This window comes from Nocardiopsis sp. CNT312 (assembly GCF_000515115.1).
In the GTDB taxonomy this organism is placed as follows: Bacteria; Actinomycetota; Actinomycetes; order Streptosporangiales; family Streptosporangiaceae; genus Nocardiopsis.
Map to the genome: position 1 here is coordinate 17,251 of NZ_AZXF01000017.1, position 21,385 is coordinate 38,635.

General features: G+C 71.2%; 22 protein-coding genes. 16 read left to right on the forward strand and 6 right to left on the reverse strand.

Annotated features, from left to right (window positions below; all coding sequences use genetic code 11):
* Positions 1 to 38: 38 nt before the first annotated feature.
* Positions 39 to 803, reverse strand: coding sequence for an SDR family oxidoreductase (locus tag B042_RS0107960; RefSeq protein ID WP_028647849.1), 765 nt, complete (start codon positions 801 to 803; stop codon positions 39 to 41).
* Between the two features lie 125 nt (positions 804 to 928).
* On the opposite strand from B042_RS0107960, the gene B042_RS26445 reads away from it, so the two are divergent.
* The 9 genes from B042_RS26445 (at position 929) to B042_RS22360 (ending at position 8,599) form a co-directional block, all read left to right on the forward strand.
* Entirely contained in the window at positions 929 to 1,729 is an 801-nt protein-coding gene (locus B042_RS26445) for an ABC-2 family transporter protein (RefSeq protein WP_028647850.1), read from the forward strand.
* Complete coding sequence (locus B042_RS0107970; RefSeq protein ID WP_028647851.1) at positions 1,722 to 2,558, forward strand: ABC transporter permease; 837 nt, start codon at positions 1,722 to 1,724, stop codon at positions 2,556 to 2,558. The genes B042_RS26445 and B042_RS0107970 overlap by 8 nt, the downstream gene beginning before the upstream one ends.
* A 3-nt stretch (positions 2,559 to 2,561) precedes the next feature.
* On the forward strand, positions 2,562 to 3,533 hold the full coding sequence (locus B042_RS0107975) for an ATP-binding cassette domain-containing protein (protein ID WP_028647852.1): 972 nt from the start codon (positions 2,562 to 2,564) through the stop codon (positions 3,531 to 3,533).
* A gap of 55 nt (positions 3,534 to 3,588) precedes the next feature.
* Positions 3,589 to 4,458: a DMT family transporter gene (locus B042_RS0107980; RefSeq protein ID WP_051415549.1), complete on the forward strand. Its 870-nt coding sequence runs from the start codon at positions 3,589 to 3,591 to the stop codon at positions 4,456 to 4,458.
* Positions 4,459 to 4,530: 72 nt separating this feature from the next.
* Positions 4,531 to 4,854: a hypothetical protein gene (locus tag B042_RS26020; protein ID WP_197024200.1), complete on the forward strand. Its 324-nt coding sequence runs from the start codon at positions 4,531 to 4,533 to the stop codon at positions 4,852 to 4,854.
* The gene (locus tag B042_RS0107990; protein ID WP_028647854.1) at positions 4,844 to 6,400 is read left to right on the forward strand and encodes a HAMP domain-containing sensor histidine kinase; all 1,557 of its coding nucleotides are present in this window, start codon (positions 4,844 to 4,846) and stop codon (positions 6,398 to 6,400) included. Before B042_RS26020 ends, B042_RS0107990 begins: the two co-directional genes overlap by 11 nt.
* Positions 6,397 to 7,056, forward strand: coding sequence for a response regulator transcription factor (locus B042_RS0107995; RefSeq protein ID WP_028647855.1), 660 nt, complete (start codon positions 6,397 to 6,399; stop codon positions 7,054 to 7,056). The genes B042_RS0107990 and B042_RS0107995 overlap by 4 nt, the downstream gene beginning before the upstream one ends.
* Positions 7,057 to 7,130: 74 nt before the next feature.
* Complete coding sequence (locus tag B042_RS0108000) at positions 7,131 to 7,733, forward strand: DUF4956 domain-containing protein (RefSeq protein ID WP_028647856.1); 603 nt, start codon at positions 7,131 to 7,133, stop codon at positions 7,731 to 7,733.
* Positions 7,730 to 8,599, forward strand: coding sequence for a VTC domain-containing protein (locus B042_RS22360; RefSeq protein WP_369797684.1), 870 nt, complete (start codon positions 7,730 to 7,732; stop codon positions 8,597 to 8,599). The genes B042_RS0108000 and B042_RS22360 overlap by 4 nt, the downstream gene beginning before the upstream one ends.
* On the opposite strand, the gene B042_RS0108010 is transcribed toward B042_RS22360, so the two are convergent.
* Positions 8,587 to 9,195, reverse strand: coding sequence for a TetR/AcrR family transcriptional regulator (locus B042_RS0108010; protein WP_028647857.1), 609 nt, complete (start codon positions 9,193 to 9,195; stop codon positions 8,587 to 8,589). The genes B042_RS22360 and B042_RS0108010 overlap by 13 nt on opposite strands.
* Before the next feature lie 74 nt (positions 9,196 to 9,269).
* On the opposite strand from B042_RS0108010, the gene B042_RS0108015 reads away from it, so the two are divergent.
* Positions 9,270 to 10,409 (forward strand): FAD-dependent monooxygenase, encoded by a 1,140-nt coding sequence (locus B042_RS0108015; protein WP_028647858.1) that lies wholly within the window; start codon positions 9,270 to 9,272, stop codon positions 10,407 to 10,409.
* Here B042_RS0108015 and B042_RS22365 read toward each other — a convergent pair.
* Positions 10,361 to 11,092 (reverse strand): phosphatase PAP2 family protein, encoded by a 732-nt coding sequence (locus tag B042_RS22365; RefSeq protein ID WP_369797685.1) that lies wholly within the window; start codon positions 11,090 to 11,092, stop codon positions 10,361 to 10,363. The genes B042_RS0108015 and B042_RS22365 overlap by 49 nt on opposite strands.
* 1,207 nt (positions 11,093 to 12,299) lie before the next feature.
* On the opposite strand from B042_RS22365, the gene B042_RS24825 reads away from it, so the two are divergent.
* The 5 genes from B042_RS24825 (at position 12,300) to B042_RS0108040 (ending at position 17,235) form a co-directional block, all read left to right on the forward strand.
* The gene (locus tag B042_RS24825) at positions 12,300 to 12,494 is read left to right on the forward strand and encodes a zinc ribbon domain-containing protein (protein WP_369797686.1); all 195 of its coding nucleotides are present in this window, start codon (positions 12,300 to 12,302) and stop codon (positions 12,492 to 12,494) included.
* A gap of 159 nt (positions 12,495 to 12,653) precedes the next feature.
* On the forward strand, positions 12,654 to 13,337 hold the full coding sequence (locus B042_RS0108025; protein WP_028647859.1) for a GntR family transcriptional regulator: 684 nt from the start codon (positions 12,654 to 12,656) through the stop codon (positions 13,335 to 13,337).
* Between the two features lie 450 nt (positions 13,338 to 13,787).
* On the forward strand, positions 13,788 to 14,894 hold the full coding sequence (gene pdhA / locus B042_RS0108030; protein ID WP_028647860.1) for a pyruvate dehydrogenase (acetyl-transferring) E1 component subunit alpha: 1,107 nt from the start codon (positions 13,788 to 13,790) through the stop codon (positions 14,892 to 14,894).
* A 16-nt stretch (positions 14,895 to 14,910) separates the two neighbouring features.
* Positions 14,911 to 15,924, forward strand: a complete 1,014-nt coding sequence (locus B042_RS0108035; protein ID WP_028647861.1) for an alpha-ketoacid dehydrogenase subunit beta — start codon at positions 14,911 to 14,913, stop codon at positions 15,922 to 15,924.
* A 15-nt stretch (positions 15,925 to 15,939) separates the two neighbouring features.
* Positions 15,940 to 17,235 (forward strand): dihydrolipoamide acetyltransferase family protein, encoded by a 1,296-nt coding sequence (locus B042_RS0108040; RefSeq protein ID WP_028647862.1) that lies wholly within the window; start codon positions 15,940 to 15,942, stop codon positions 17,233 to 17,235.
* A 144-nt stretch (positions 17,236 to 17,379) separates the two neighbouring features.
* Here B042_RS0108040 and B042_RS0108045 read toward each other — a convergent pair whose 3' ends face one another.
* Entirely contained in the window at positions 17,380 to 17,724 is a 345-nt protein-coding gene (locus tag B042_RS0108045) for a PLD nuclease N-terminal domain-containing protein (RefSeq protein ID WP_051415540.1), read from the reverse strand.
* Between the two features lie 335 nt (positions 17,725 to 18,059).
* On the opposite strand from B042_RS0108045, the gene B042_RS0108050 reads away from it, so the two are divergent.
* Entirely contained in the window at positions 18,060 to 18,803 is a 744-nt protein-coding gene (locus tag B042_RS0108050; RefSeq protein ID WP_028647864.1) for a GntR family transcriptional regulator, read from the forward strand.
* 75 nt (positions 18,804 to 18,878) lie between these two features.
* On the opposite strand, the gene B042_RS0108055 is transcribed toward B042_RS0108050, so the two are convergent.
* Both B042_RS0108055 and B042_RS0108060 read right to left on the reverse strand, forming a co-directional pair.
* Positions 18,879 to 19,940: an aspartate-semialdehyde dehydrogenase gene (locus B042_RS0108055; protein WP_028647865.1), complete on the reverse strand. Its 1,062-nt coding sequence runs from the start codon at positions 19,938 to 19,940 to the stop codon at positions 18,879 to 18,881.
* Entirely contained in the window at positions 19,937 to 21,208 is a 1,272-nt protein-coding gene (locus tag B042_RS0108060) for an aspartate kinase (protein ID WP_028647866.1), read from the reverse strand. Before B042_RS0108060 ends, B042_RS0108055 begins: the two co-directional genes overlap by 4 nt.
* Positions 21,209 to 21,385 lie beyond the last annotated feature (177 nt).

Genomic DNA, 21,385 nt, shown 5'->3' on the forward strand with positions numbered 1-21,385 from the left:
GCGTCACGGGTTGCCTTGCGCCGTCGGGCTTCGCACACCTACCCCCGGCCGGCGAACGGCATCTCCCGCGCCATGACGGTCACCGTCGGCACGGACACGTCGGCGGGCAGGGACACGATGTGGGCGATCGTGGACGCCACGTGCTCCGGGTCGATCACCGCCTCGGACCTGCGGGAGCCGTCGGCCTGGAGGGCCCCTCCCCCGGTGCCGATCCCCGCCACCATCTCGGTGGCCGCGTTGCCCACGTCGATCTGCGTACAGGCGATCCCGTGGCCGCGCAGGTCGAGGTTCATGGAGGCGGTCAGTCCGGAGACGGCGTGCTTGCTGACCGTGTAGGCGACGCTGTCCGGGCGCGGCACGTGCGCCGACACCGACCCGTTGTTGATGATCCTGCCGCCCCGGGGCGTCTGCTCCTTCATGAGCCGGGCGGCCTCGCGGGCGCAGTACATCGCCCCGCTGACGTTGGTGGCGACGACCTCGGCCCAGCCCTCGTCGGTGATCGTGTCCACGGACGCGGCGGGGCCGAACACCCCGGCGTTGTTGACCAGGACGTCCACCCGGCCGAACCGGTCCCGGACGGTGTCGAAGAGCGCGCGCACCGAGTCGGGCGAGGCCACGTCCGTCTCGGCGACCCTCGCGCGGGGGTGCCCGTCGGCGGTGCCCTCCAGGGTCACCCTGGTCCGTCCCGCCAGGACGACGGAGTAGCCGTCGGCGAGCAGCCGCACGGCGGTGGCGCGGCCCAGGCCGGACCCGGCCCCCGTCACGACCACGACCCCGCGTCCCCCGGTGTCGGTCGGCGTCATCGTTTCCCCTTCCCCGCTGGGACTGTGCTAGCGTCTGCCACTCACGGCGACCCGGACCTGTGCGAGACCAGGGACGTGCCCACCTTCCGCAAGCACGATCCCGATCCGCCAGGGAGTGTACGCCCGTGCGCGTCTATCCCGCGGTGTTCGCCCTGGGGCTGCGCCGCTACTCCGCCTACCGCGCCGCCACGTTCGCGGGGCTGCTCACCAACTGCGTCTTCGGCGTCATCAACGCGCTGGTGCTCCTCGCGCTGTTCGCGGTGCGTCCGCAGATCAACGGCTACGACTCCGGCGACGCCGTCACCCAGGTCTTCGTCGCCCAGTCGCTCATCGCCGCGGTCGCCGTCATGGGGCCGCCGCTGGACCTGGACGAACGCGTCCGCAGCGGGGCCGTCGCCACCGACCTGCTGCGCCCGGTGTCCCTCACCGCGTGGTGGCTGTTCGACGACCTCGGCCGCGCCGCGTTCCAGCTCCTCTTCCGGTCCGTGCCCACCTTCGGTGTCGGGGCGCTCCTGTTCGACCTCCGGCTGCCCGACTGCGCCCTGCGCTGGACCGCCGTCCTGGCCTCGTTCGCGCTGGCCGTCGTCGTCTCGTTCGGGCTGCGCTACCTGTACGCGCTGTCAGGCTTCTGGCTCCTGGACACCCGTGGCGTGTGGGCGGTGGCCGGCCTGCTGGGCCCGGTGGCCGCGGGGATGCTGCTGCCCCTGCCGCTGTTCCCGGCCGCGATCGGCGAGGTGCTGCGGCTGCTGCCGTGGGCGTCGATGGTCCAGGTCCCCGCCGATGTGCTGCTCGGCAAGGACACCCTGCCCGGCGGCGGTGTACCCGGAGGGCTGGCGGTCCAGGCGGCCTGGGCCGTCGTTCTGCTCGCCCTCGGTGCCTGGACGGCCACGCGCGCGACGCGCCGGGTGGTGGTCCAGGGTGGCTGAGACGCATGCCCCGGCCCCGGAGCGCCTGGCGTGGACCCTGCGGACCTATGTGCGCCTCGCGTGGACGTGGTGCCGGGCACTGGCCCAGTACCCGGCCTCCCTGCTCCTGTTGACCGGCATGGTCGTGCTGGCGTCGGCCGCGGAGATGGGCGCGGTCGCCATCGTGTTCGGGCACGCGGGCACGCTGGTCGGTTTCACCGTCTTCGAGGGGCTGCTGGTCTACGCGCTGGCCGCGACGGCGTTCGGCTGCGCCGACCTGCTCATGGGTTCGGTGGAGCGACTCGGGCAGCACATCCGGACGGGTTCCTTCGACGCGATGCTGGTGCGCCCGGTGTCACCGCTGGTCCAACTGGCCACCGACGGGTTCTCACCGAGAAGGCTCGGCAAGGTCGTCCCCGCCCTGGCGGTACTGGCCGTCTCCCTCACGGTGTGCGACATCGACTGGACCGTCTCCCGCGCCCTCATGCTGCCGGTGCTGCTGGCCTCCTCGATCGCCCTCTGCTGCGCCGTGTGGCTGGCCGCCTCGTGTACGCAGTTCGTGGCCACCGACGCCCGTGAGGCCGCCAACTCCCTCACCTACGGCGGGCAGGCCCTGACCGAGTACCCGCTGGCCCTGTACGGGCGCGGCATCGTGCGGGCGGTGACGTTCGCGGTCCCGCTCGCCTTCGTGAGCTGGCAGCCCGCCCTGTACCTGCTCGACCGGCCCGACCCCACGGGGCTGCCCGCCGCTCTGCGGTGGGCCGCGCCCGCCGTGGCTGTCCTGTCGTGCGTCCTGGCCGCCGCGGCGTGGCGGTCCGGGCTGCGCCGCTACCGATCCACCGGGAGTTGACCCATGTCCCCAGAACACGCACCCGTCGTCGAGGCCGTCGGCCTGGGCCGGGACTTCACAGTCCGTGAGGGCCGCTTCCCGCGCCGCCGGAGGCGCACCGTCAGCGCCGTCCGCGACGTGGATCTGACCGTGCACCCCGGCGAGATCGTCGGGTACCTGGGGCCCAACGGCGCGGGCAAGAGCTCCACGATGAAGATGCTCACCGGCATCCTCACCCCGACCTCGGGCCGGGTGCGGGTGACCGGGCTGGATCCCTCCCGCGAGCGCACGCGGCTGGCCTCCCGGATCGGGGTGGTGTTCGGCCAGCGCACCAGCCTGTGGTGGGACCTGCCGCTCTGGGACAGCCTGGCGCTGACCCGGCACCTGTACCGGGTCCCGGCCGACGACCACGCACGCCGTCTCGCCGAACTCACCGGGGTGCTGGAGCTGGGCCCGTTCCTGTCCACACCCGTGCGCCAGCTCAGTCTGGGCCAGCGCATGCGCGGGGACCTGGCGGCGGCACTGCTGCACGGCCCCCGGCTGCTGGTGCTGGACGAGCCGACCATCGGGCTGGACGTGGTGAGCAAGTCGACGATCCGCGAGTTCCTCCTGCGGCTCAACGCTCGGGAGGGGACGACGATCTTGCTCACCACGCACGACCTCGGCGACGTGGAGCGGCTGTGCGAGCGGGTGGTGGTGGTCGACCGGGGCGGGATCGCCTACGACGGCGGGCTCGACGGCCTGCGCGCGAGTGTGCCGGCGCCCCGCGTCCTGGTGGTGGACCTGGCCGCCCCGGCGCCGCCGATCGAGGTTCCGGGCGGGCACTGCACCCGGGTGGAGGGGCCCCGACAGTGGCTGGAACTGTCGGCCAACCCGGCGCGGGTGATCTCGGAGGTCGCCGGAGCCCACGAGGTCGTGGACCTGACCCTGCGCGAACCCGGTATCGAGAGCGTGGTGGCGGCCCTGTACCGGGCCGGGTCGCCCTCGGCGGTGTAGGCACGGCCCCGGGCGCACCCGTGTGCGGGTGGGCGGCATGATGGCGGTCATGGGAATGTGGCTGGGGATCGTGTTCGCGCTGCTGTCGTGCGCGGCGTACACGGCGGCGGCGGTGGCGCAGCGCCGACTCGCGGTCGCGGTGCGCGCCCCGCTCACCGACCGCCACCGCGTCGCCGAACTGCTGCGGCACCCCCTGTGGTGGGTGTCGCTGGTGTTCAACGGCGGGCGCGCGGGGTTCCAGGTGGGGGCGGTCTCCTTCGCGCCGCTCACCGTGATCCAGCCGCTCGGCGTCCTGGTCCTGGTGTTCGGCATCCCCTGGTCGGCGCGGCTCGACGGTCGGCGGGTCACCCGTGAGGAGTGGCGCGGCGCGGCGTTCACCATGGCGGCGCTGGGTGTCCTGCTCGCGGTGACGGTCACCAACGGCGGCGGCGGGACCATGGACGCCGCCGACTCGCTCCTGGTGGGGGCGGGGACCACGGCCGCGCTGGCGGTGACCGCGTGGATCGCCGGGCGGCTCCCGTCGGCGTCCTGGCGCAGCTATCTGCTCTCCGGTGCGGCGGGGGTCGCCTTCGGGGTGTCCTCCGCCACGGTCAAGACCGCCGTCGCCGTCATCGCCGCGACCGGCGCCGCGGGGCTGGTGCACCCGGCCGCGCTGGCCACCCCGGTGATCGCGGTGTTCGGGCTCTTCCTGGCTCAGGCCGCCTACCAGGGCATGGAGTTGGGGGCGCCGCTGGGCATCACCACGTTCACCAACCCGGTGGCGGCGTCCGTGGTCGGGGTGGCGTTCATGGGCGAGTCCTACACGGGGGGCTGGTCCGGGGCCGGGGTGGCCGTGGTGTGCGCGGTCCTGGCCGGGTACGGCATCCGACTGCTCACCGTGCCCCGCGACGGCGCGCCGGCCCCGGCCGTGTCACCACGCGCCTGAACGGTGCCTCATGAAGGTTTCCTCATGTGGGCTTCACGTGGGCCCCCGCCGTGGACCGCCATGCTCGTTCCCATGAGATCACCCGTATTCTTCCTGGTAGGTGCCGTCATCGCCGCGACCCTGATCGGAGGCGGTGTGTTCGCGTGGGCGTCGCAGGGGTCCGATCCCCAGGCCCGGACGCCCGAGGAGGTGACCCTCGGGGAGTCCCCGTCCGACCGGGCCGCCGAGACGCCCGACGCGAACGTGGTGGTGCCGCCCCCTCCCGTCACCGAGGCCCCTTCCGTCGTCCCGTGCGTCGATGACGATGACGACGATGACGACGACTCGGATGACGAGCCGGACGACGACGATGACCGCGACGGCCTGGACGACGACGGAGACGACGATGACGACTGACGCCTCCTCCGGTCCGCACCAACCGGAGCAGAGCACGGTCGCCCCCTCATCCCGGGACACGTCGGTCCTGCCCACGGTGGTCATGGACGGTCCGCCGCCCGAACCGCGCCGGCGCGGGCGCGTCCCCGCCCGGCTCGTCATCACGGGGTGGGTCCTCGCCCTGATGTCCGCTGTCCTGGTCCTGGTCAACGGCCTCACCTGGAGCGCGCTCGCCGAGAGCGCCCGGGACGAGACCGACCGCGCCCTCACCCAGGAGATCGCCGAACTCCAGGAGTTCGCGCAGGTCGGCCGGGATCCGGACACCGGGGCACCCTTCACCGACGTGCACACCCTCATCACGGTCTACCTGGAACGGCAGTACCCCGCCCGGGAGGAGATCCTCTTCGGCTGGGTGGACCCGCTCCCGACGGGGCCGGGCAGCCCTTCACCGACGGCCGAGGGGCGGATCCGTCAGGGCCCCGAACCCCTCTACGACGTGTCCGCCGACCCGGAGCTGTCCGGCGCGATCCTCGACCCACCGGACGCGCGCGGCACCCTCGACACCCCGGCCGGGGCGCTGGCGTGGGAGAAGATCCTCGTCCACCCTCCCGGGGAGGGTCCCGACGGCTGGTTCGTCATCGGATACTTCACGGAACCGGGCGGCTCCGAGGTCGCTGCCACCGTGCGGACGGTCGCCCTGGTCAGCATGGCCGGCCTCCTCTTGGCCGGCGGTGCGGCCTGGTGGGTGGCGGGCCGCGTCCTGGCCCCCGTCCGCCTGGTCCGCCAGGCCGCCGCGCACATCACCGAGGAGGACCTCACCCGGCGCATCGAGGTGTCAGGGAAGGACGACGTGGCGGCCCTGGCCGAGCAGTTCAACCACATGCTGGACCGTCTGGAGGGTGCTTTCCTGGACCAGCGCCGTTTCCTGGACGACGCCGGGCACGAGCTGCGCACGCCCATCACCATCGTCCGCGGCCACCTCGAACTCATGGGCGACGATCCGGAGGAGCGCCGCGAGGTGGTCCGCCTGGTCACCGACGAACTGGACCGGATGGCGCGGATCGTGGAGGACCTGCTGCTGCTCGCCAAGGCCCGGCGGACCGACTTCCTGCGCCCGGAGGAGGTGTCGTTGGCCGAGCTGACCAGCGACATCGACGCCAAGGCGCGCCGCCTCGGCGATCGGGACTGGCGGCTGGAGGCGGTGGCCGAGGACACCGCCCGGCTCGACCCCCAGCGCGTCACCCAGGCGGTCGTGCAGTTGGCCGCCAACGCCGTCCGGCACACCGAGCCCGGGTCCACCGTCCGGATCGGCTCCACCGTGAGCGGCTCCGACGTGCTCATCTGGGTCGCCGACCGGGGGCCGGGCATCCCGCCCGAGGACCAGGGCCGGATCTTCGAGCGCTTCGCGCGCGGCGGCCCTGCCGGCTCGGACCGGGGCGCCGGGCTCGGGCTGGCCATCGTCCGCGCCATCGCCGAGGCCCACCACGGCCGCGTGGACCTGCGGTCGGTGCCGGGACGGGGCTCCACCTTCACCCTCGTCGTCCCCCTCGGAAGGGAGAACGCGTGAGCCGGGTCCTGATCGTTGAGGACGAGGAGCGCATCGCCTCCTTCGTGTGCAAGGGCCTGGCCGCCAGCGGGTTCGCGGCCACCGTGGTCGGCACCGGTGCCGAGGCGGTCGACTACGCCGTCACCGGCGGGTTCGATCTGATGCTGCTGGACCTGGGGCTGCCGGACACCGACGGGTTCGACGTCCTGCGGCGGGTCCGGGCGCTGGGCGTCGACGTCCCCGTGGTCATCCTCACCGCGCGCGACGGCGTGCGCGACACCGTGACGGGGCTGGAGATCGGGGCGGACGACTACGTCACCAAGCCGTTCCGGTTCGAGGAGCTGCTCGCGCGGGTGCGGCTGCGCATGCGCCCGGAGCGGACGGTGGAGACCACGGTGCTGCGGGCGGGCGGGCTCGCCCTGGACCTGCGTACGCGGCGGGTGGACGTGGCGGGTGCGGCCACCGACCTCACGGCCCGCGAGTTCGCCCTGCTGGAGCTGTTGATGCGCCATCCGGGGCAGGTGCTCAGCCGTCAGCAGATGCTGTCCCACGTGTGGGGCTACGACCACGATCCCGGGTCCAACGTCGTGGACGTGTTCGTGCGGGCGCTGCGCCGCAAGGTGGGGGCGGACCGGATCACGACGGTGCGCGGCATGGGGTACCGGCTCCTGGAGTGACGCCCGCGCCTTCATGAAGGCCCTCTCATGTGGCGCTCACGGCGGTGTCACGGTCGGCCGGAAGGGTGGGGGCCATGTTCTGGTTCGCTCTGGCGGTCGACCTGGCCGCGATCATCCTGCTGTCCTACTGCCTCTACTTCCGGCGCCACGGCCGCCGCGACCTCCTGCTGGCCTACCTCGCTCTGAACACCGGCATCTTCGCGGTCGTCTCGGTACTGACCCAGCGGGAGGTCGGCCTGGCGGTCGGGTTCGGGCTCTTCGGGGTCCTGGCCATCCTCCGCCTGCGGTCGGACACCATCGGCCAGGGCGAGACCGGCTACTACTTCACCGCGATCGCCCTCGGCCTGGTGAACGCGGTCGCCGCATCGGCGCCGTGGACACTGCTCGGGATCAACGCGCTCCTGCTCGGGGTGATGTTCGTGGCCGACCACCCGAGACTGCTGGCCCGGCGCGAGCGGCGCCTGGTCACCCTGGACGTGGTACACGAGGACCCGGTGTCGCTGCGCCAGGACCTGGAGGCGCGGCTGCGCGGAGGCGTGGAGCACGTGGAGGTCGCCGAGGTGGACTACGTGCGCGACCTGATGGTCGTCGACGTCCGGTTCCGCGCGGCCCCGACCGAACCGGCCTTCTCCCCGTCGCGGCGGGGCGGCGTGTCGGCCCGGACGGGCCGACGGTGAGCGCGCCGCTGCCCGGCCTGGACGGGCTGGCACCGATGCCGCTGGCGGAGGTGAACGAGCGCGCCCGTCTGGTGTCCCGGGTCTGCCGCACCTACCTCGTACCGGTGGAACTGGTGCCGGCCGTGTTCGCGGGGGCCGCAGCCTCGTTCGGGGTGCTGACCATCGGCGGCCGGAACTCGTTCCGCTACTCCTCCACCTACATGGACACCCCGGACCTGCGGACCTTTCACGACCACCGTCGGTGCCGGAGACGGCGGTTCAAGGTGCGGGTGCGCTCCTACGTGGATACCGGGGCCCGGATGTGCGAGGTCAAGACCAAGGACGGCCGGGGCGGCACCGACAAGACGCGGATCGACCACGCCGGACCGCAGGACCTACTGGTCCCGGAGAGCCGGGCGTTCGTCGAACGGACCCTGCGCCGGTACGGGCTGGAGCCGCCCGGGGACCTGCGGCCCGGCACGGTCACCGACTACCGCAGGACGACCCTGGTCGCCCTCGGCGGCGGCGAGCGCGTGACCCTGGACACCGGCCTGGCGGGGATCCGCGGGGGCCGGACCGTGCGGATGCGCCCGGACGTGGTCCTGGTGGAGGTCAAGACACCCGGGGGCCGCACCCCGACCGAGCGGCGGCTCCACGAGTTCGGGGTGCGCGCCACGGGGTTCAGCAAGTACACCGCTCTGACGGCCGCGCTCGAACCGGGGCTCCCGGGCAACCGGTGGCACCGCTCCGTGCGGTACTGCCTGGACCGGGCCCCGGGCGTCGCGGCTCCGCGCGCGACGACGCCGAGCGGCCCGGGTGCACCGGCTGCACCCGGGCCAGGGGTGACGGTGGGTGTTTCACGTGAAACATCCACTCACCCAGGGTGAGACCCCCGGAGCCGGTCCGGCCCCAGCAGGCCGTCGAGCACCTCCAGGGCCGAGGCCCGCAACTCCTCCTCGTCCGGTGGGGCAGCGGAGCCCGCGCCGACCAGTGAGTAGAAGAGCACGCCCTCCATCCAGGACAGGAGCGCACGCGTGTGCCGTTCCGGCTCCGGGGACCCGAGGTGGTCGGCCAGCACCGCCCGCACCGCCGACCGCAGCCGCGCCCCGGACCGGTCGTAGACCTCCCGGAGGTCGGGGCTGCGTCCCGCCTCCAACGCGAGTTCGAGGCGGGCCAGCGTCCTGCGCCGCCCCCCGGTGAGCGCCTCGTGCAGGAAGCGCGCCGTGACCCGGGCAACCCCGGGACGGTCCACGGGCTCCGGCCCCAGGATCCGCCGCCCCAGGCCCTCCTCCTGGTCGACCAGCCAGAGCAGTGCGGCCTCCACGAGCCGCAGCCGTGTCCGTGCGTGATAGGAGGTCGATCCCGGCGGGAGCCCGGCGGCCTCGTCCACCGCCCGGTGGGTGAGGCCGCGCAGCCCCCGTTCGGCGATCAGGTCCAGCGCGGTGTCGGCGATCAGGTCGCGCCGTGTACTCCGGTTCTGCATGGTCCCCCCTCAAACCACTTCCTCTACTCCTGTAGAGTAGTAGCTCTACAGGAGTAGAGGAAACGGGAGCGGACATGCGCAAGGCGATCATCATCGGAGCGGGTATCGGCGGTCTCACCGCCGCCCGCGCCCTCCGGAACCGGGGATGGGACGTCGAGGTACTGGAGGCCCGGGAATCATGGGAGACGGGGGCGGGCCTGGCCGTCGCCCCCAACGCACTGCGTGCCCTGGACACCCTCGGCTTGGGGGACTCCGTCCGCTCACTGGCCGCCCCCGGGTCGGTCGGCATCCGCTCCTGGCGCGGGGAGTGGCTCGTCCCGGCCGCCGTCGACGAGACCCGGGAACGCTTCGGCGACACCATCGCCGTCGTGCGCCGCCCCGACCTCATGCGCATCCTGGCCGGAGTCCCCGTGACCGCCGGGAGCGCCGCACGCCTCGTGGACGAGGGCGGCCCCGACCGGCCCGCCCTCGTCACCACACCCGACGGCCGGGAGCGGGAGGCCGGTCTGGTGGTGGCCGCCGACGGTATCCGGTCCCGCGCCCGCGCGTCCCTGTTCCCCGACCATCCCGGCCCCGTGTACTCGGGTGCCACGGCCTGGCGCCTGCTCGCCGAGAACGTCGACGTGCCCACCGCGTCGGAGTCATGGGGCCCGGAGGGTTCGTTCGGACTCATGCCGCTCCTCGGCGGAGACGCCTACCTCTACGCCATGGCCTGGGCACCAGCGGGCTCCGGCTCCCGCGACGAGCACACTGATCTCCTCCGGCGCTTCGGCCAGTGGCACGGCCCCCTCTCCGAAGCACTGCGCCGCGCGGACCCCGGCTCCGTGCTACGCAAAGACGTCTGGCACCTCGCCACCCCTCCGCCCGCCTACCACCGGGGCCGCGTCGCCCTGCTCGGCGACGCCGCGCACGCCATGACCCCGAACCTGGGCCAGGGCGCGTGTCAGGCCATCGAGGACGCCGTCACCCTCGCGCACAGCGTCGGCGGAGGCGACGAGGTCTGTCGGGACCTCGCCGGCTACACGCGAGCCCGCATGCCGCGTGCCTCGGGTATCGCGCGCCGCTCGGCCGCTTTCGCCAGGGTGTCGCTGGCCCGGAACCCGGTGGCACGAACCCTGCGCGACCGTACGCTCGCCCTGACGGCGCGGCTTCCGAACGGCCTGGCCTACGCGTCCCTCGAGGGGTTGTTCGGCTGGCGGCCGCCGACCGGCTGACCCTCCCCGTCGCGGCCGTACCAGGGCCACCACTCGGCCGTGCGCCCGTGCGGGAACATCCGGTCCAGGCGGATGGTCACCCGCAGGGCGAACCCGCCCGCGATCATCCCGGCCACCAGGTCGGTGAACCAGTGGAAGTGCAGGTAGACCGAGACGACGGACTGCAGAACGGCGATACCGGCGATGCAGTACCCCAGGCGTCTGACGACGTGCCGCCGGGCCGCCGCGAACCTGATGATGAGGAACAGCACCAGCCCGTAGATGAGGATGGCGTTGGCGCCGTGCCCCGAGGGGAAGGCGACGTTGCCCATGCCCTCGAAGAAGTCCGGGTCGTAGTCCTTGGCGTGCCCCCGGTTGAAGAGCAGCTTCATGGACGCCACCATCGACATCATGCCGATGACACCGACCGCACCGAGCACGATCGGCCGCCAGCTCCGGTGCCAGTAGGCGAGCTGGACGGCGGTGACGGTCAGTACCGGAAGGGCGACCGCACGCGAGGCGACCGTGTCCGGCCAGTGGATGAGCGGCGTGCGCAGCGTGTCCCAGAAGGGCCGCGGCAGTTCGTTGAGGAAGTTGTCCACGGGGTGCAGCGGCCCCGCGGAGAGCATCGTCATCACGATCAGCGCGACCGCGAGGATGATGGCGACCCGGTCCGAGGCCATCCCCCAGGCGATCTCGCTCACACTCGGCCACTTGATCGCGCGCACGACCGGGACCCCCGGATCCGTACCCGTGGTACGCACCGCCGGGATGGGGCCGCTGTACGGTCCCGCTGCCGAAGGCCGCCGATCCCTCTCGTGTGGCTCTGCCACGTCGATGGACCTCTGCCGGATCTGCGAAGAGTGCGTCATGTGCTCAGTGCTGTCTCACACGTCGGGGCTCACCCGGACGCTCTCTGGAGCGCGTGGGACGGGGCTAGCCGTGGTTGTCGGTACTGATCCTGACGTCCTCAGGGCCGATACGGGGCTGGTGCTCGCCGGGGTTCCCCGACTGTTACCCGTTGGACGGCCCGACCCGGCCGGCGGTTTCACCACACTGTGTCCGCGAGGCCCGGAATCCGAGGAACTGACTGGACGTCCGGAAGCGCCGACTGTGCGCCGGCCCTCTTCCAAAATTAAGGTCAGCGCAGGTCAGGGCGCTCTCGTCGGGGCCTACCTCGGTTGTCTCGCCTTCTGTGGGACACCCCCGCCCAACGCGTGAGTGAACGTTGTCGGCTCTTGAGCCTACCCGGGCAGCCTGAACCGTGACCGGCCAGGTCGGTCGCGCACGGCTCCCGCGACCACCGGCTTTCCCCGGATCCCCCGCCACGGACCCTTCGGGTTCACTCCGGCGCAACACCTTCGTGAGCGTTCCGTTGAGGTTTCGATGCACGTCGTTCGGGCCCCCGGGCACGTGCGGCACCCTTCAGCATGGTCTAGCGAGGAGCCCCTGCCCTTCAGAGCCGTGCGGAATCGCTTCTGCCGGTTTCGCGGCGTCGGAGGATCTCGCCGGTGAACAGGCCGCGCCGGTACCCGGGTGTGAAGACCACGCGGGCCTGGGAGGGTGCGGACGAGCGTGCGGCCCCGCGTATGTCGGGGTTCAGCCCCCCAACAGGGCGGCACAGGCCCTAGAGTCGGACCCGTGGTGTGTCATGGAAGCTGTGTCGGACCGGCAGGTGTGAGTCCCGTCCGGGTAAGCGCCGGAGCGCCCGGCGGCAGGCCCCAGCCGTGCGGGGGGACCCGTCCGGCCGAGCGGGGTGTCACGAGCCCTTTCGGAGGGAGCGAGAACGCGGGCCGCAGCGTCAAGCGAACTCCGCAGCCCCGTCAGACCGACAACAGGAAGAGCCGAGCCGGTCACGGTGAAGGCCACGTCCGGTGGACCGCTTCCGGACGCGGTCCACTGGATCTCCTCGTGGCATGGGAGGCGGAACGTGCTCAAGGTTGCGCCGAGTGCCGCCGCATCGAGAAGAGGGACCGGGTCGGCCAGGCCCTTTTCGCCTGCCGGGGGTGCGGGGTCGTCGCCCACGCCGACCGGAACGCCTCCCGCGTGATCGCCCGACGGGACGGGACCACGGGGCGTGAGTCACGCGTCCCTGCCGCCCCGTAGGGGTGTCTGGACGGAGGGGCCCGCCCGGCGGCCGGTCGGGCGCTCCCTCCAAGCCCGGTCCTTCAGGACCGGGTCACGTTGACTGAGCGCCTATGGCGCCGAGCGGTCGAGTCCGCGCGCACACCGTGCGCGGGCCATGGAACGGAAGGGCCCTGCTGGATGGTCGACCTCCCACAGTTGCCGGATGATCCCTCGAAGCTCGCCCGTGAGCCGCTCAGGGAACAGATCCGACGGGTACTGGTCGAGGGACTGCTGTCCGGCCGGTGGCAGCCCGGCGAGCGGATCGTGGAGCGCCGGGTGGCGACGGAACTGAAGGTGAGCCAGGCCCCCGTCCGCGAGGCCCTGCGCGAGCTGGAGGGCCTGCGACTGATCGAGACCGTCCCGAACAAGGGCGCCCGCGTGCGCGCCTTCGGCGTCCAGGACATGGCGGAGATCTACCCGGTCCGCGCGGGCCTGGAACTGGTCGCCGCGCGCCTGGCGGCACCCCGGCTCGCGGCGGACCCGGCTCCGCTGGAGCGCGAGGTGGAGGCCCTCAAGGAGGCGACGGCACGGGGCGACGTCGACGAGCAGATCCGGCACAGCGTGGAGTTCCATCGCGAGATCGTGCGCGCCGCCGACAACAGTGTGCTGCTGCACACATGGGAGTCGCTGGGGGTTGAGGTGTGGACGGCCCTGTCGGTGCGGTGGCTGGACATGGAACTGCACGCCAAGGCCGCCGACCACGACCGGATCACCCTCGCGTTCCGCGACGGCGACCCGTCGGTGGGCCAGATGGTGAGCGATCACGTCCTCGACTACGTGGAGGCGGCCCTCAGGACCCACGAGAGCGCCCTGGGGCACTGACCCCCGTCCCGCCGTAGGCGCGTCAGGGGCCGCGCGCGTTTTTTCCGGGATCTGCCGTAAGGTCGTATTGATCGATCATCGATCAGTCCGTAGAGTATGCGAGACCCGTGTCACACGCACCATCCTCGGAAGAACCCGGTGTCGTCCGTCCGGCCGGTGGACGAACCCGGGCCGCCGGAGACCGCGCCACGCATACGCGGAGTCCGGACCGGGAAGCAATGCGGTCAAGGGTCCGGTCGACAACTGCATACGTGACCCGCCATCGCCCCACGCCCGGGAAGGACCAGCCACGACTCCCGGACGCGCCCCGCGACAGCCACGCACGCGCCACCGCCGATCGAGCCCGGCGGCGGCGCACGCCGCGCCCCCGCCCCACAGCGGGTCGCGGCAGGCCCGCACCACGGCCCACAGGCCGGGGACGCGGGCCCTCACCACGTAGAAAGGCACACCATGGCTGACAAAGCCAAGCCGAGGACCGGTGCCGCCAGGTCCACCGCGACCCGGCGACGCACCCGCAAGGAGACCACGCCGGGCGTCTCCGAGGAGAACCCCGACACCCTCCTGGACTACTACCGCCGGATGCTCTTCGTGCGCCGGTTCGAGGAACGCACCGCCCAGGCCTACACCCAGGCCCGGATCGGCGGCTACTGCCACCTGAACCTGGGAGAGGAGGCCACGGTCGTCGGCCTGATGACCGCCCTCCAGGAGCGCGACTACCTCTTCACGAACTACCGCGACCACGGGTACGCGATCGAGAAGGGCATGGACCCCAAGCGTGTCATGGCCGAGCTCTACGGGCGCTCCGACGGCGTCTCCAAGGGCTGGGGCGGCTCCATGCACATGTACGACACCGAGACCCGCATGCTCGGCGGCTACGGCATCGTCGGCGGTCAGCTTCCGCTGGCCACGGGCGCGGCCCTGGCCGTGTCGTACAAGGGCGGCGACGAGGTCGTCATGTGCCAGATGGGCGACGGCACCACCAACATCGGCGCCTGGCACGAGTCGCTCAACATCGCCAAGCTGTGGGACCTGCCCATCGTCTTCGTGGTGATCAACAACTTCACCGGCATGGGCACCACCGTCGAGATGTCCTCCGCCGAGCCCGACCTGTACAAGCGCGGAGCCGCCTTCCGCATCGAGGGCGAGCGAGTGGACGGCCGCGACGTCCTCGCCGTCCGCGACACCGCCAGCAGGCTGGTCGAGCGCGCCCGCCAGGAGCAGACCCCGTTCCTGCTGGAGGCCTGGAGCTACCGGCAGAAGGGGCACTCGGTCGTCGACCCGGCCAAGTACCGCACCCAGGAGCAGAAGGAGACCGCCCGAGCGGAGGCGAACGACCCCATCGCCCTGTTCGATGCCAAGCTCACGAAGGCGGGTGTCCTCACCGACGACAAGCGCGACGAGATCGCCGCCGAGGTCAAGGCCGAGGTCGCCGAGGCCGCCGACTTCGCGGAGAACAGCCCGAAGCCGGACGTGTCCACGCTCTTCGACTACACGTACGCCACCCCGGTGCCCAACGAGTCGCGGCGCATGCCCGCCGACCCGGTGTTCGCGGAGTAGAGAAGGAACCAGCCACATGTCTGTGATCACCTACCGCCAGGCTCTGCGGGACACCCTTCGCGCCGAGATGGTCCGTGACGAGAACGTCCTCGTCATGGGCGAGGAGATCGGTGTCTTCGAGGGCTCCTACAAGATCACCGAAGGCCTGCTCCAAGAGTTCGGCCCCCGGCGGGTCAAGGACACCCCCATCGCCGAGGAGGGGTTCGTCGGCGCGGCCGTCGGTGCCGCCATGCTGGGTTTGCGCCCGGTCGTCGAGCTGATGACGATCAACTTCTCCCTCATCGCCATCGACCAGATCATCAACCACGCCGCCAAGATCTACGGGATGTTCGGCGGCCAGACCAGCGTCCCCATGGTCATCCGTACGCCCGGCGGCGGCGGCCAGCAGCTCGGCGCGACGCACTCCCAGAACATCGAACTGTTCTACTCCTTCATCCCCGGCCTGAAGGTGCTCGCCCCGAGCACCCCCGCGGAGGCCTCCGCCATGCTCCGCGCGGCCATCCGCGACGACGACCCGGTCCTGTTCCTGGAGAACCTGGGCCTGTACAACTCCAAGGGCGAGGTGCCCGAGGACTACGCCGAGGCGGGCAGCGACACCGTCGCCACGATCGGCCGGGCGGGCGTCGTCCGCGAGGGCACCGACATCACCCTCATCGGCTACTCCCGGATGGCGATGGTGGCCGACCAGGTCGCCGCGAAGCTGGCCGAGGAGGACATCAGCGTCGAGGTCGTGGATCTGCGCAGCCTGCGCCCCCTGGACCGGCAGACGTTCGTGGACTCGGTCAAGAAGACCGGTGCCGCCGTGATCTGCGAGGACGACTGGCTCACCTACGGGATCGGCGCGGAGATCGCCGCCTCCATCCAGGAGGGTGCTTTCGACTACCTCGACGCACCGGTCCGCCGGGTGGCCATGGCCGAGGTCCCCATGCCCTACGCCAAGCCCCTGGAGACGGCCGCGCTGCCGTCGGTCGCATCGATCAGCACCGCCATCAAGGAGACCCTGAGCGCCGTCGGCAAGCGGGTCGGGTAGAGGGAGTTCCCACACATGAGCGAAATCCACATGCCGCGCCTCTCCGACACCATGGAGGAAGGCGTCATCAGCAGTTGGGTCAAGAAGGTGGGCGACAAGGTCGCCTCCGGTGACGTCCTGGTCGAGATCGAGACCGACAAGGCCGTCATGGAGTACGAGGCCTACGAGGACGGCTTCCTGGTCAAACAGTCGTTCTCCGAGGGCGACACCGTGCCGATCGGCGAGGTCATCGGCGTGATCGCCGACAGCCCCGACGCCGTTCCCGAGGAGTCCTCTTCCCCGGAACCCGCCGCGGAGAAGTCCGAGGAGCGGGGGGAGAAGAAGAAGGAGGAGGCGCCCGCCCCTGTCCCGGAGCCCGCCGCCGAGGCGCCCACCACGCCGCCGTCCGGGGAGCGTCCGCGCACCTCGCCTCTGGCCCGCCGTCTGGCCAAGGAGTACGGCCTGGACATCACGAAGATCCGGGGTTCGGGCCCCAAGGGCCGGATCGTACGCGCCGACATCGAGGCGGCCCGGGAGTCCGGGGACGCCCAGGCCCCGGCGCCCACCGCGTCCGCTCCCGCTCGGGAGGAGCCCGCCGCCGCACCGGCCGCCGCGCCGCAGGCCCCGGCCTCCGACGACCTCCGGGCCTCCGAGGAGCTCAAGGTCAGCAACGCGCGCAAGGTGATCGCGCGCCGCCTGACCGAGAGCAAGCAGCAGGTGCCGCACTTCTACCTGCGCCGCACGATCGACGCCGAGGCCCTGAAGGCCTTCCGTGCCCAGATCAACGGACAACTGGAGAGCACCGGGGCCAAGATCAGCTTCAACGATCTCATCGTCAAGGCCAGCGCGACCGCGCTGAAGCTACACCCGGTGGTGAACACGTCGTGGGTGAACGGCACGCTTCTCCAACACCACCGGATCAACGTCGGCGTGGCCGTGGCGGTGGAGGCGGGCCTGGTCGTGCCGGTCCTGCACGACACGGACAAGGCGACGCTGTCGGAGATCTCCACCCGCACCCGTGAACTGGCGGGCAAGGCACGCGACAACAAGCTGAAGCCGCAGGAGATGAGCGGCGGCACGTTCAGCGTGTCCAACCTGGGCATGTTCGGCATGGACAGCTTCTCCGCGGTGATCAATCCGCCCGAGGCGGCGATCCTGGCGGTGGGCGCGATGCGCCAGGAGCCCGTGGTCGTGGACGGCGAGGTCGTGGTGCGCAACCGCATCTCGCTGGAGCTGTCGGTGGACCACCGCGCGGTGGACGGCGCCGTGGGCGCGGCGTTCCTCAAGGACCTCGCGGAGATCCTGGAGGAGCCGATGCGGATCATCCTCTAGCAAGGGACCGCGAGCTCAGCACAGCGGACGCCCCGGCCGGTGACGGTCGGGGCGTCCGCTGTTTCCGGAGCCACCTCACGCGAGGCACGAACCCGCACCCACAGCCTGTGGACGGAAGACCCCGGAAAGCCACGGCCCTCGCTCTCAGGCGTGGCCCAGGCCGACCTGGTCGACGACCGCGTCGCTGTGCTGGCCGACGCTGGCCGGAGCGGAGTGGCGCCCGCTGCCCTTGGCGATGCCGAGGAAGCGGTTGAGGTGTCCCTTCCTTCCGACGGCGAACCAGGCGACGGCGCCGAACACCGGGAACCAGACCTCGAAGACGATCCACAGGAACTTGCCGCCCGCGGTCGTCCTCCGGTCCACCAGCGTGGAGAGGATCGCGGCGATCGACAGGGCCAGCACCGCCAGGCCGATGGCCAGTGCGACCACACCGCCGGTTCCGGCGAACCAGGCATCCGTGGCGCCTGTGGCATCTGCGAAGTATTCCACCTTGACATCCTCACATACGGGAGCAATAACGACACTCAGCGTCAGTGTAATGAGTGGACGCCCTCCCACCACCGCGCTCCGACGGTGTTTCTCCACGGCAGAACGCGGTTCCGTTTCCACGGTCCGTCGACGTCCGAGACCGGCTACTCCCCGGTATCGCCCTCCGTCCGGCCCTCCCGCTGCTTTACTGGAGACATGGGCGAGCTTCGGCGATCTGGCAGGTTCACTCCCTCAACACCACCGGGCACCGGCCCCCGAGAGCACCGACCCACACCGTGCCGGAAACACAGAACGGCCTCGGGCACAGGGGGTGCGGCGTCCGGGGCCGTATGACCGTGACCAGGCAACCCCGGTATCTCTGGCTGGCAGAACAACTACGCGACCCGATCCTGCGCGGGAAGACGCCCCCGGGAACCCGGCTCCCCTCCCGGACCCGCCTGGCACGTACCTACCGCGTCAGCGAACAGATCTCCCGCACCGCGCTCCGGCTCCTGGTCACCGAGGGCCTGGTTGAAGCGCGCCCCGGCTCCGGCTACTTCGTGCGCTCCCCGCCCGAGGCGTTCCGGCTGTGCCGCACGAACGCCTCCTCGGGGTCCGGAGCGGAGCGACTCGGCTACGAGGACATCGGCACCGAGCAGGAGCGGTGCGCCCCGCCCCTGAACTCGCGTCTGCGCATACGCGAAGGCGACCCCGTGTACCGGACCACCTCGTACGGACTGTCCGCACGCGTACCGGTCACCCTGCACCGGTCCTGGGAGCCCGCCGCGCTCACGGCCGGGACCCCGCACACCCCGTTCGGCACCGGTTCCAGGAACTCCCTGGTCAACCGCCTCGACGCGGCGGGCCACACCGTCGACCGGATCATCGAGGAGGTGCGCACGCGTGCCCTCCGCGACTCCGAGGCCGTGCTCCTGCGATCCGCTCCGGGGGTCCCCGTACTGGTCATCGAGCGCACGCACTACAGCGGCGGGCGGCCGGTCGAGACCTCCGACCTCCTCGCCGTCGCGGAGCACTGCAGTCTCCTCTACAACCTCACACTCTCCCGACCGCGGAGCCCGGACGACCCCGGCGAGGACTGAGCGGCCCCATCCGACACGAGCGGACGGGGGCCGTGGCGACAAGCGCCACGGCCCCCGTGCATCGGATGACGCGTGTCAGGCCTGGGTGAACTCCTTGGCCACGACCTCCGCGATCTGCGCGGTGTTGAGCGCGGCGCCCTTGCGCAGGTTGTCCCCGCACAGGAACAGTTCGAGGGAGTTGGTGTGGTCGAGCGACTGCCGGATGCGGCCGACCCAGGTCGGGTCGGTGCCCACGACATCGGCCGGGGTCGGGAACTCGCCCTTGGCCGGGTCGTCCTGGACCACCACGCCCTCGGCGGAGCCGAGGAGCTCGCGCGCGGCGTCGGCGGTCACCTCTTCGGAGAAGGTGGCGTGGACGGTGAGTGCGTGGGTCGTGATGACCGGCACACGCACGCAGGTCGCGGAGACGCGCAGATCGGGCAGGCCCAGGATCTTGCGGGACTCGTTGCGGACCTTCAGCTCCTCCGAGGACCAGCCGCCGTCCTTGAGCGAGCCAGCCCACGGCACGACGTTGTAGGCCAACGGAGCCGGGAACGGTCCCAGCTCGCCGACGGCGGCGCGCACGTCGCCGGCCTTCTCGCCGAGGCTGCGGTCGGCACCGGCCTTGGCCATCTGGTCTCGCAGGGTGTCGATGCCCTCCTGGCCGGCTCCGGAGGCGGCCTGGTAGGAGGAGACCACCAGGTCGGTGACCCCGTAGGCACGGTGCAGGGCGCCGATGGCCACGATCATCGACAGCGTGGTGCAGTTGGGGTTGCTGATGATGCCACGCGGGCGGTTGCGAACCTGGTCCGCGTTGACCTCGGGCACCACGAGCGGAACATCCTCGTCCAGACGGAACGCACCGGAGTTGTCGACCGCGACCGCGCCACGGGCGGCGGCGACGGGGGCCCACTCCTTGGAGACCTCGTCGGGCACGTCGAACATGGCGACGTCGACGCCGTCGAAGACCTCGGGGGCCAGAGCCTGCACGACGACGTCCTCGCCGCGCACGCTCAGGACCTTGCCCGCGCTGCGCGGAGAGGCGATCAGACGAATCTCGCCCCACACGTTCTCACGCTGGGTGAGGATGTCGAGCATGACACTGCCGACGGCACCGGTGGCGCCGACGATGGCGAGGGTGGGAAGACGGTTGCTCATCGGCCGGTACCTCCGTACACGACAGCCTCGACCTGGTCGGCGTCGAGCTGGAACTCGCTGTGGGCGGCCTGGACGGCCGCGTCGATCTGGGACTCCTCGACGATCACCGAGATGCGGATCTCCGAGGTGGAGATCATCTCGACGTTGGTGCCGGATCCGGCGACCGCGTCGAAGAAGCGGGCGGTGACGCCCGGGTAGGATCGCATGCCCGCGCCGATCAGCGACACCTTGCCGATCTTGTCGTCGTAGCGCAGGGACTCGAACCCGACCTTGTCCTGCACCTTCTTCAGGGAGGAGACGGCGGTCTTGCCCGACTCCTTGGGGACGGTGAAGGAGATGTCGGTGCGGGACGTGGAGACCGCCGACACGTTCTGGACGATCATGTCGATGTTGATCTCGGCGTCGGCGAGGGCCCTGAAGATCGTGGCCGCCTCACCGACCTTGTCCGGCACGCCGACGACGGTGATCTTGGCTTCGCTCCGGTCGTGGGAGACCCCGGAGATGATCGGCTGTTCCATGCCTTCGCTTTCCTCGATTTCCGAAACGACCCAGGTCCCGGGCTTCTGGCTGAACGACGAACGGACGTGCAGGGGGATGTTGTACCGCCGTGCGTACTCCACGCACCGCAGGTGCAGGATCTTGGTGCCGCAGGCGGCCATCTCCAGCATCTCCTCATAGGAGACCTGGGGGATGCGGCGCGCGCTCGGCACGATGCGCGGGTCGGCCGTGAAGACGCCGTCGACGTCGCTGTAGATCTCGCAGGCGTCGGCCTCCAGGGCCGCCGCGAGTGCGACGGCCGTGGTGTCGGAGCCGCCGCGTCCGAGGGAGGTGATGTCCTTGGTGTCCTGGGAGACGCCCTGGAAACCGGCGACGATGCAGATGGCGCCCTCGTCCACGGCCTCACTGATGCGTCCGGGGGTCACGTCGATGATCTTGGCGTTGCCGTGCAACGACGTGGTGATGACACCGGCCTGTGATCCGGTGAAGGAACGGGCCTCGTACCCGAGGTTCTCGATGGCCATCGCCACGAGGGCCATGGACATGCGCTCACCCGCGGTCACGAGCATGTCGAGTTCGCGGGCCGGCGGCATCGGAGAGACCTGTTCGGCCAGGTCCAGCAGTTCGTCGGTCGTGTCACCCATGGCGGACACGACGACGACCACGTCATATCCCGCCTTTTTCTGAGCGACGATCCGCTGGGCTACTCGCTTGATGGCTTCCGCGTCAGCCACGGAAGACCCACCGTACTTCTGCACGATTAGGGCCACGATCGATGCTCCTGAGGAGTTGGGATCAAGTCGGATAAACAATGGGAGTGTAGCCAGCCGCCTTCGCCGCACCCCGTCCGACCTGCAACGAGGGCGCGTGTCGGCTTCCCACGCCAGCACTCGGGCCTACCCCGGAAAACGGAGGTTACTCGCGTTTCCGGCGGATTACGGCGAAAT

Excerpts from the sequence above, each read along its gene's own strand:
- B042_RS0107960 (WP_028647849.1), bottom strand. The coding sequence starts at position 803 with ATGACGCCGACCGACACCGGGGGACGCGGGGTCGTGGTCGTGACGGGG.
- B042_RS0107975 (WP_028647852.1), top strand. The coding sequence starts at position 2,562 with ATGTCCCCAGAACACGCACCCGTCGTCGAGGCCGTCGGCCTGGGCCGG.
- B042_RS0107980 (WP_051415549.1), top strand. The coding sequence starts at position 3,589 with ATGTGGCTGGGGATCGTGTTCGCGCTGCTGTCGTGCGCGGCGTACACG.
- B042_RS26020 (WP_197024200.1), top strand. The coding sequence starts at position 4,531 with ATGAGATCACCCGTATTCTTCCTGGTAGGTGCCGTCATCGCCGCGACC.
- B042_RS0107990 (WP_028647854.1), top strand. The coding sequence starts at position 4,844 with ATGACGACTGACGCCTCCTCCGGTCCGCACCAACCGGAGCAGAGCACG.
- B042_RS0108000 (WP_028647856.1), top strand. The coding sequence starts at position 7,131 with ATGTTCTGGTTCGCTCTGGCGGTCGACCTGGCCGCGATCATCCTGCTG.
- B042_RS0108010 (WP_028647857.1), bottom strand. The coding sequence starts at position 9,195 with ATGCAGAACCGGAGTACACGGCGCGACCTGATCGCCGACACCGCGCTG.
- B042_RS0108015 (WP_028647858.1), top strand. The coding sequence starts at position 9,270 with ATGCGCAAGGCGATCATCATCGGAGCGGGTATCGGCGGTCTCACCGCC.
- B042_RS0108025 (WP_028647859.1), top strand. The coding sequence starts at position 12,654 with ATGGTCGACCTCCCACAGTTGCCGGATGATCCCTCGAAGCTCGCCCGT.
- pdhA (WP_028647860.1), top strand. The coding sequence starts at position 13,788 with ATGGCTGACAAAGCCAAGCCGAGGACCGGTGCCGCCAGGTCCACCGCG.
- B042_RS0108035 (WP_028647861.1), top strand. The coding sequence starts at position 14,911 with ATGTCTGTGATCACCTACCGCCAGGCTCTGCGGGACACCCTTCGCGCC.
- B042_RS0108040 (WP_028647862.1), top strand. The coding sequence starts at position 15,940 with ATGAGCGAAATCCACATGCCGCGCCTCTCCGACACCATGGAGGAAGGC.
- B042_RS0108055 (WP_028647865.1), bottom strand. The coding sequence starts at position 19,940 with ATGAGCAACCGTCTTCCCACCCTCGCCATCGTCGGCGCCACCGGTGCC.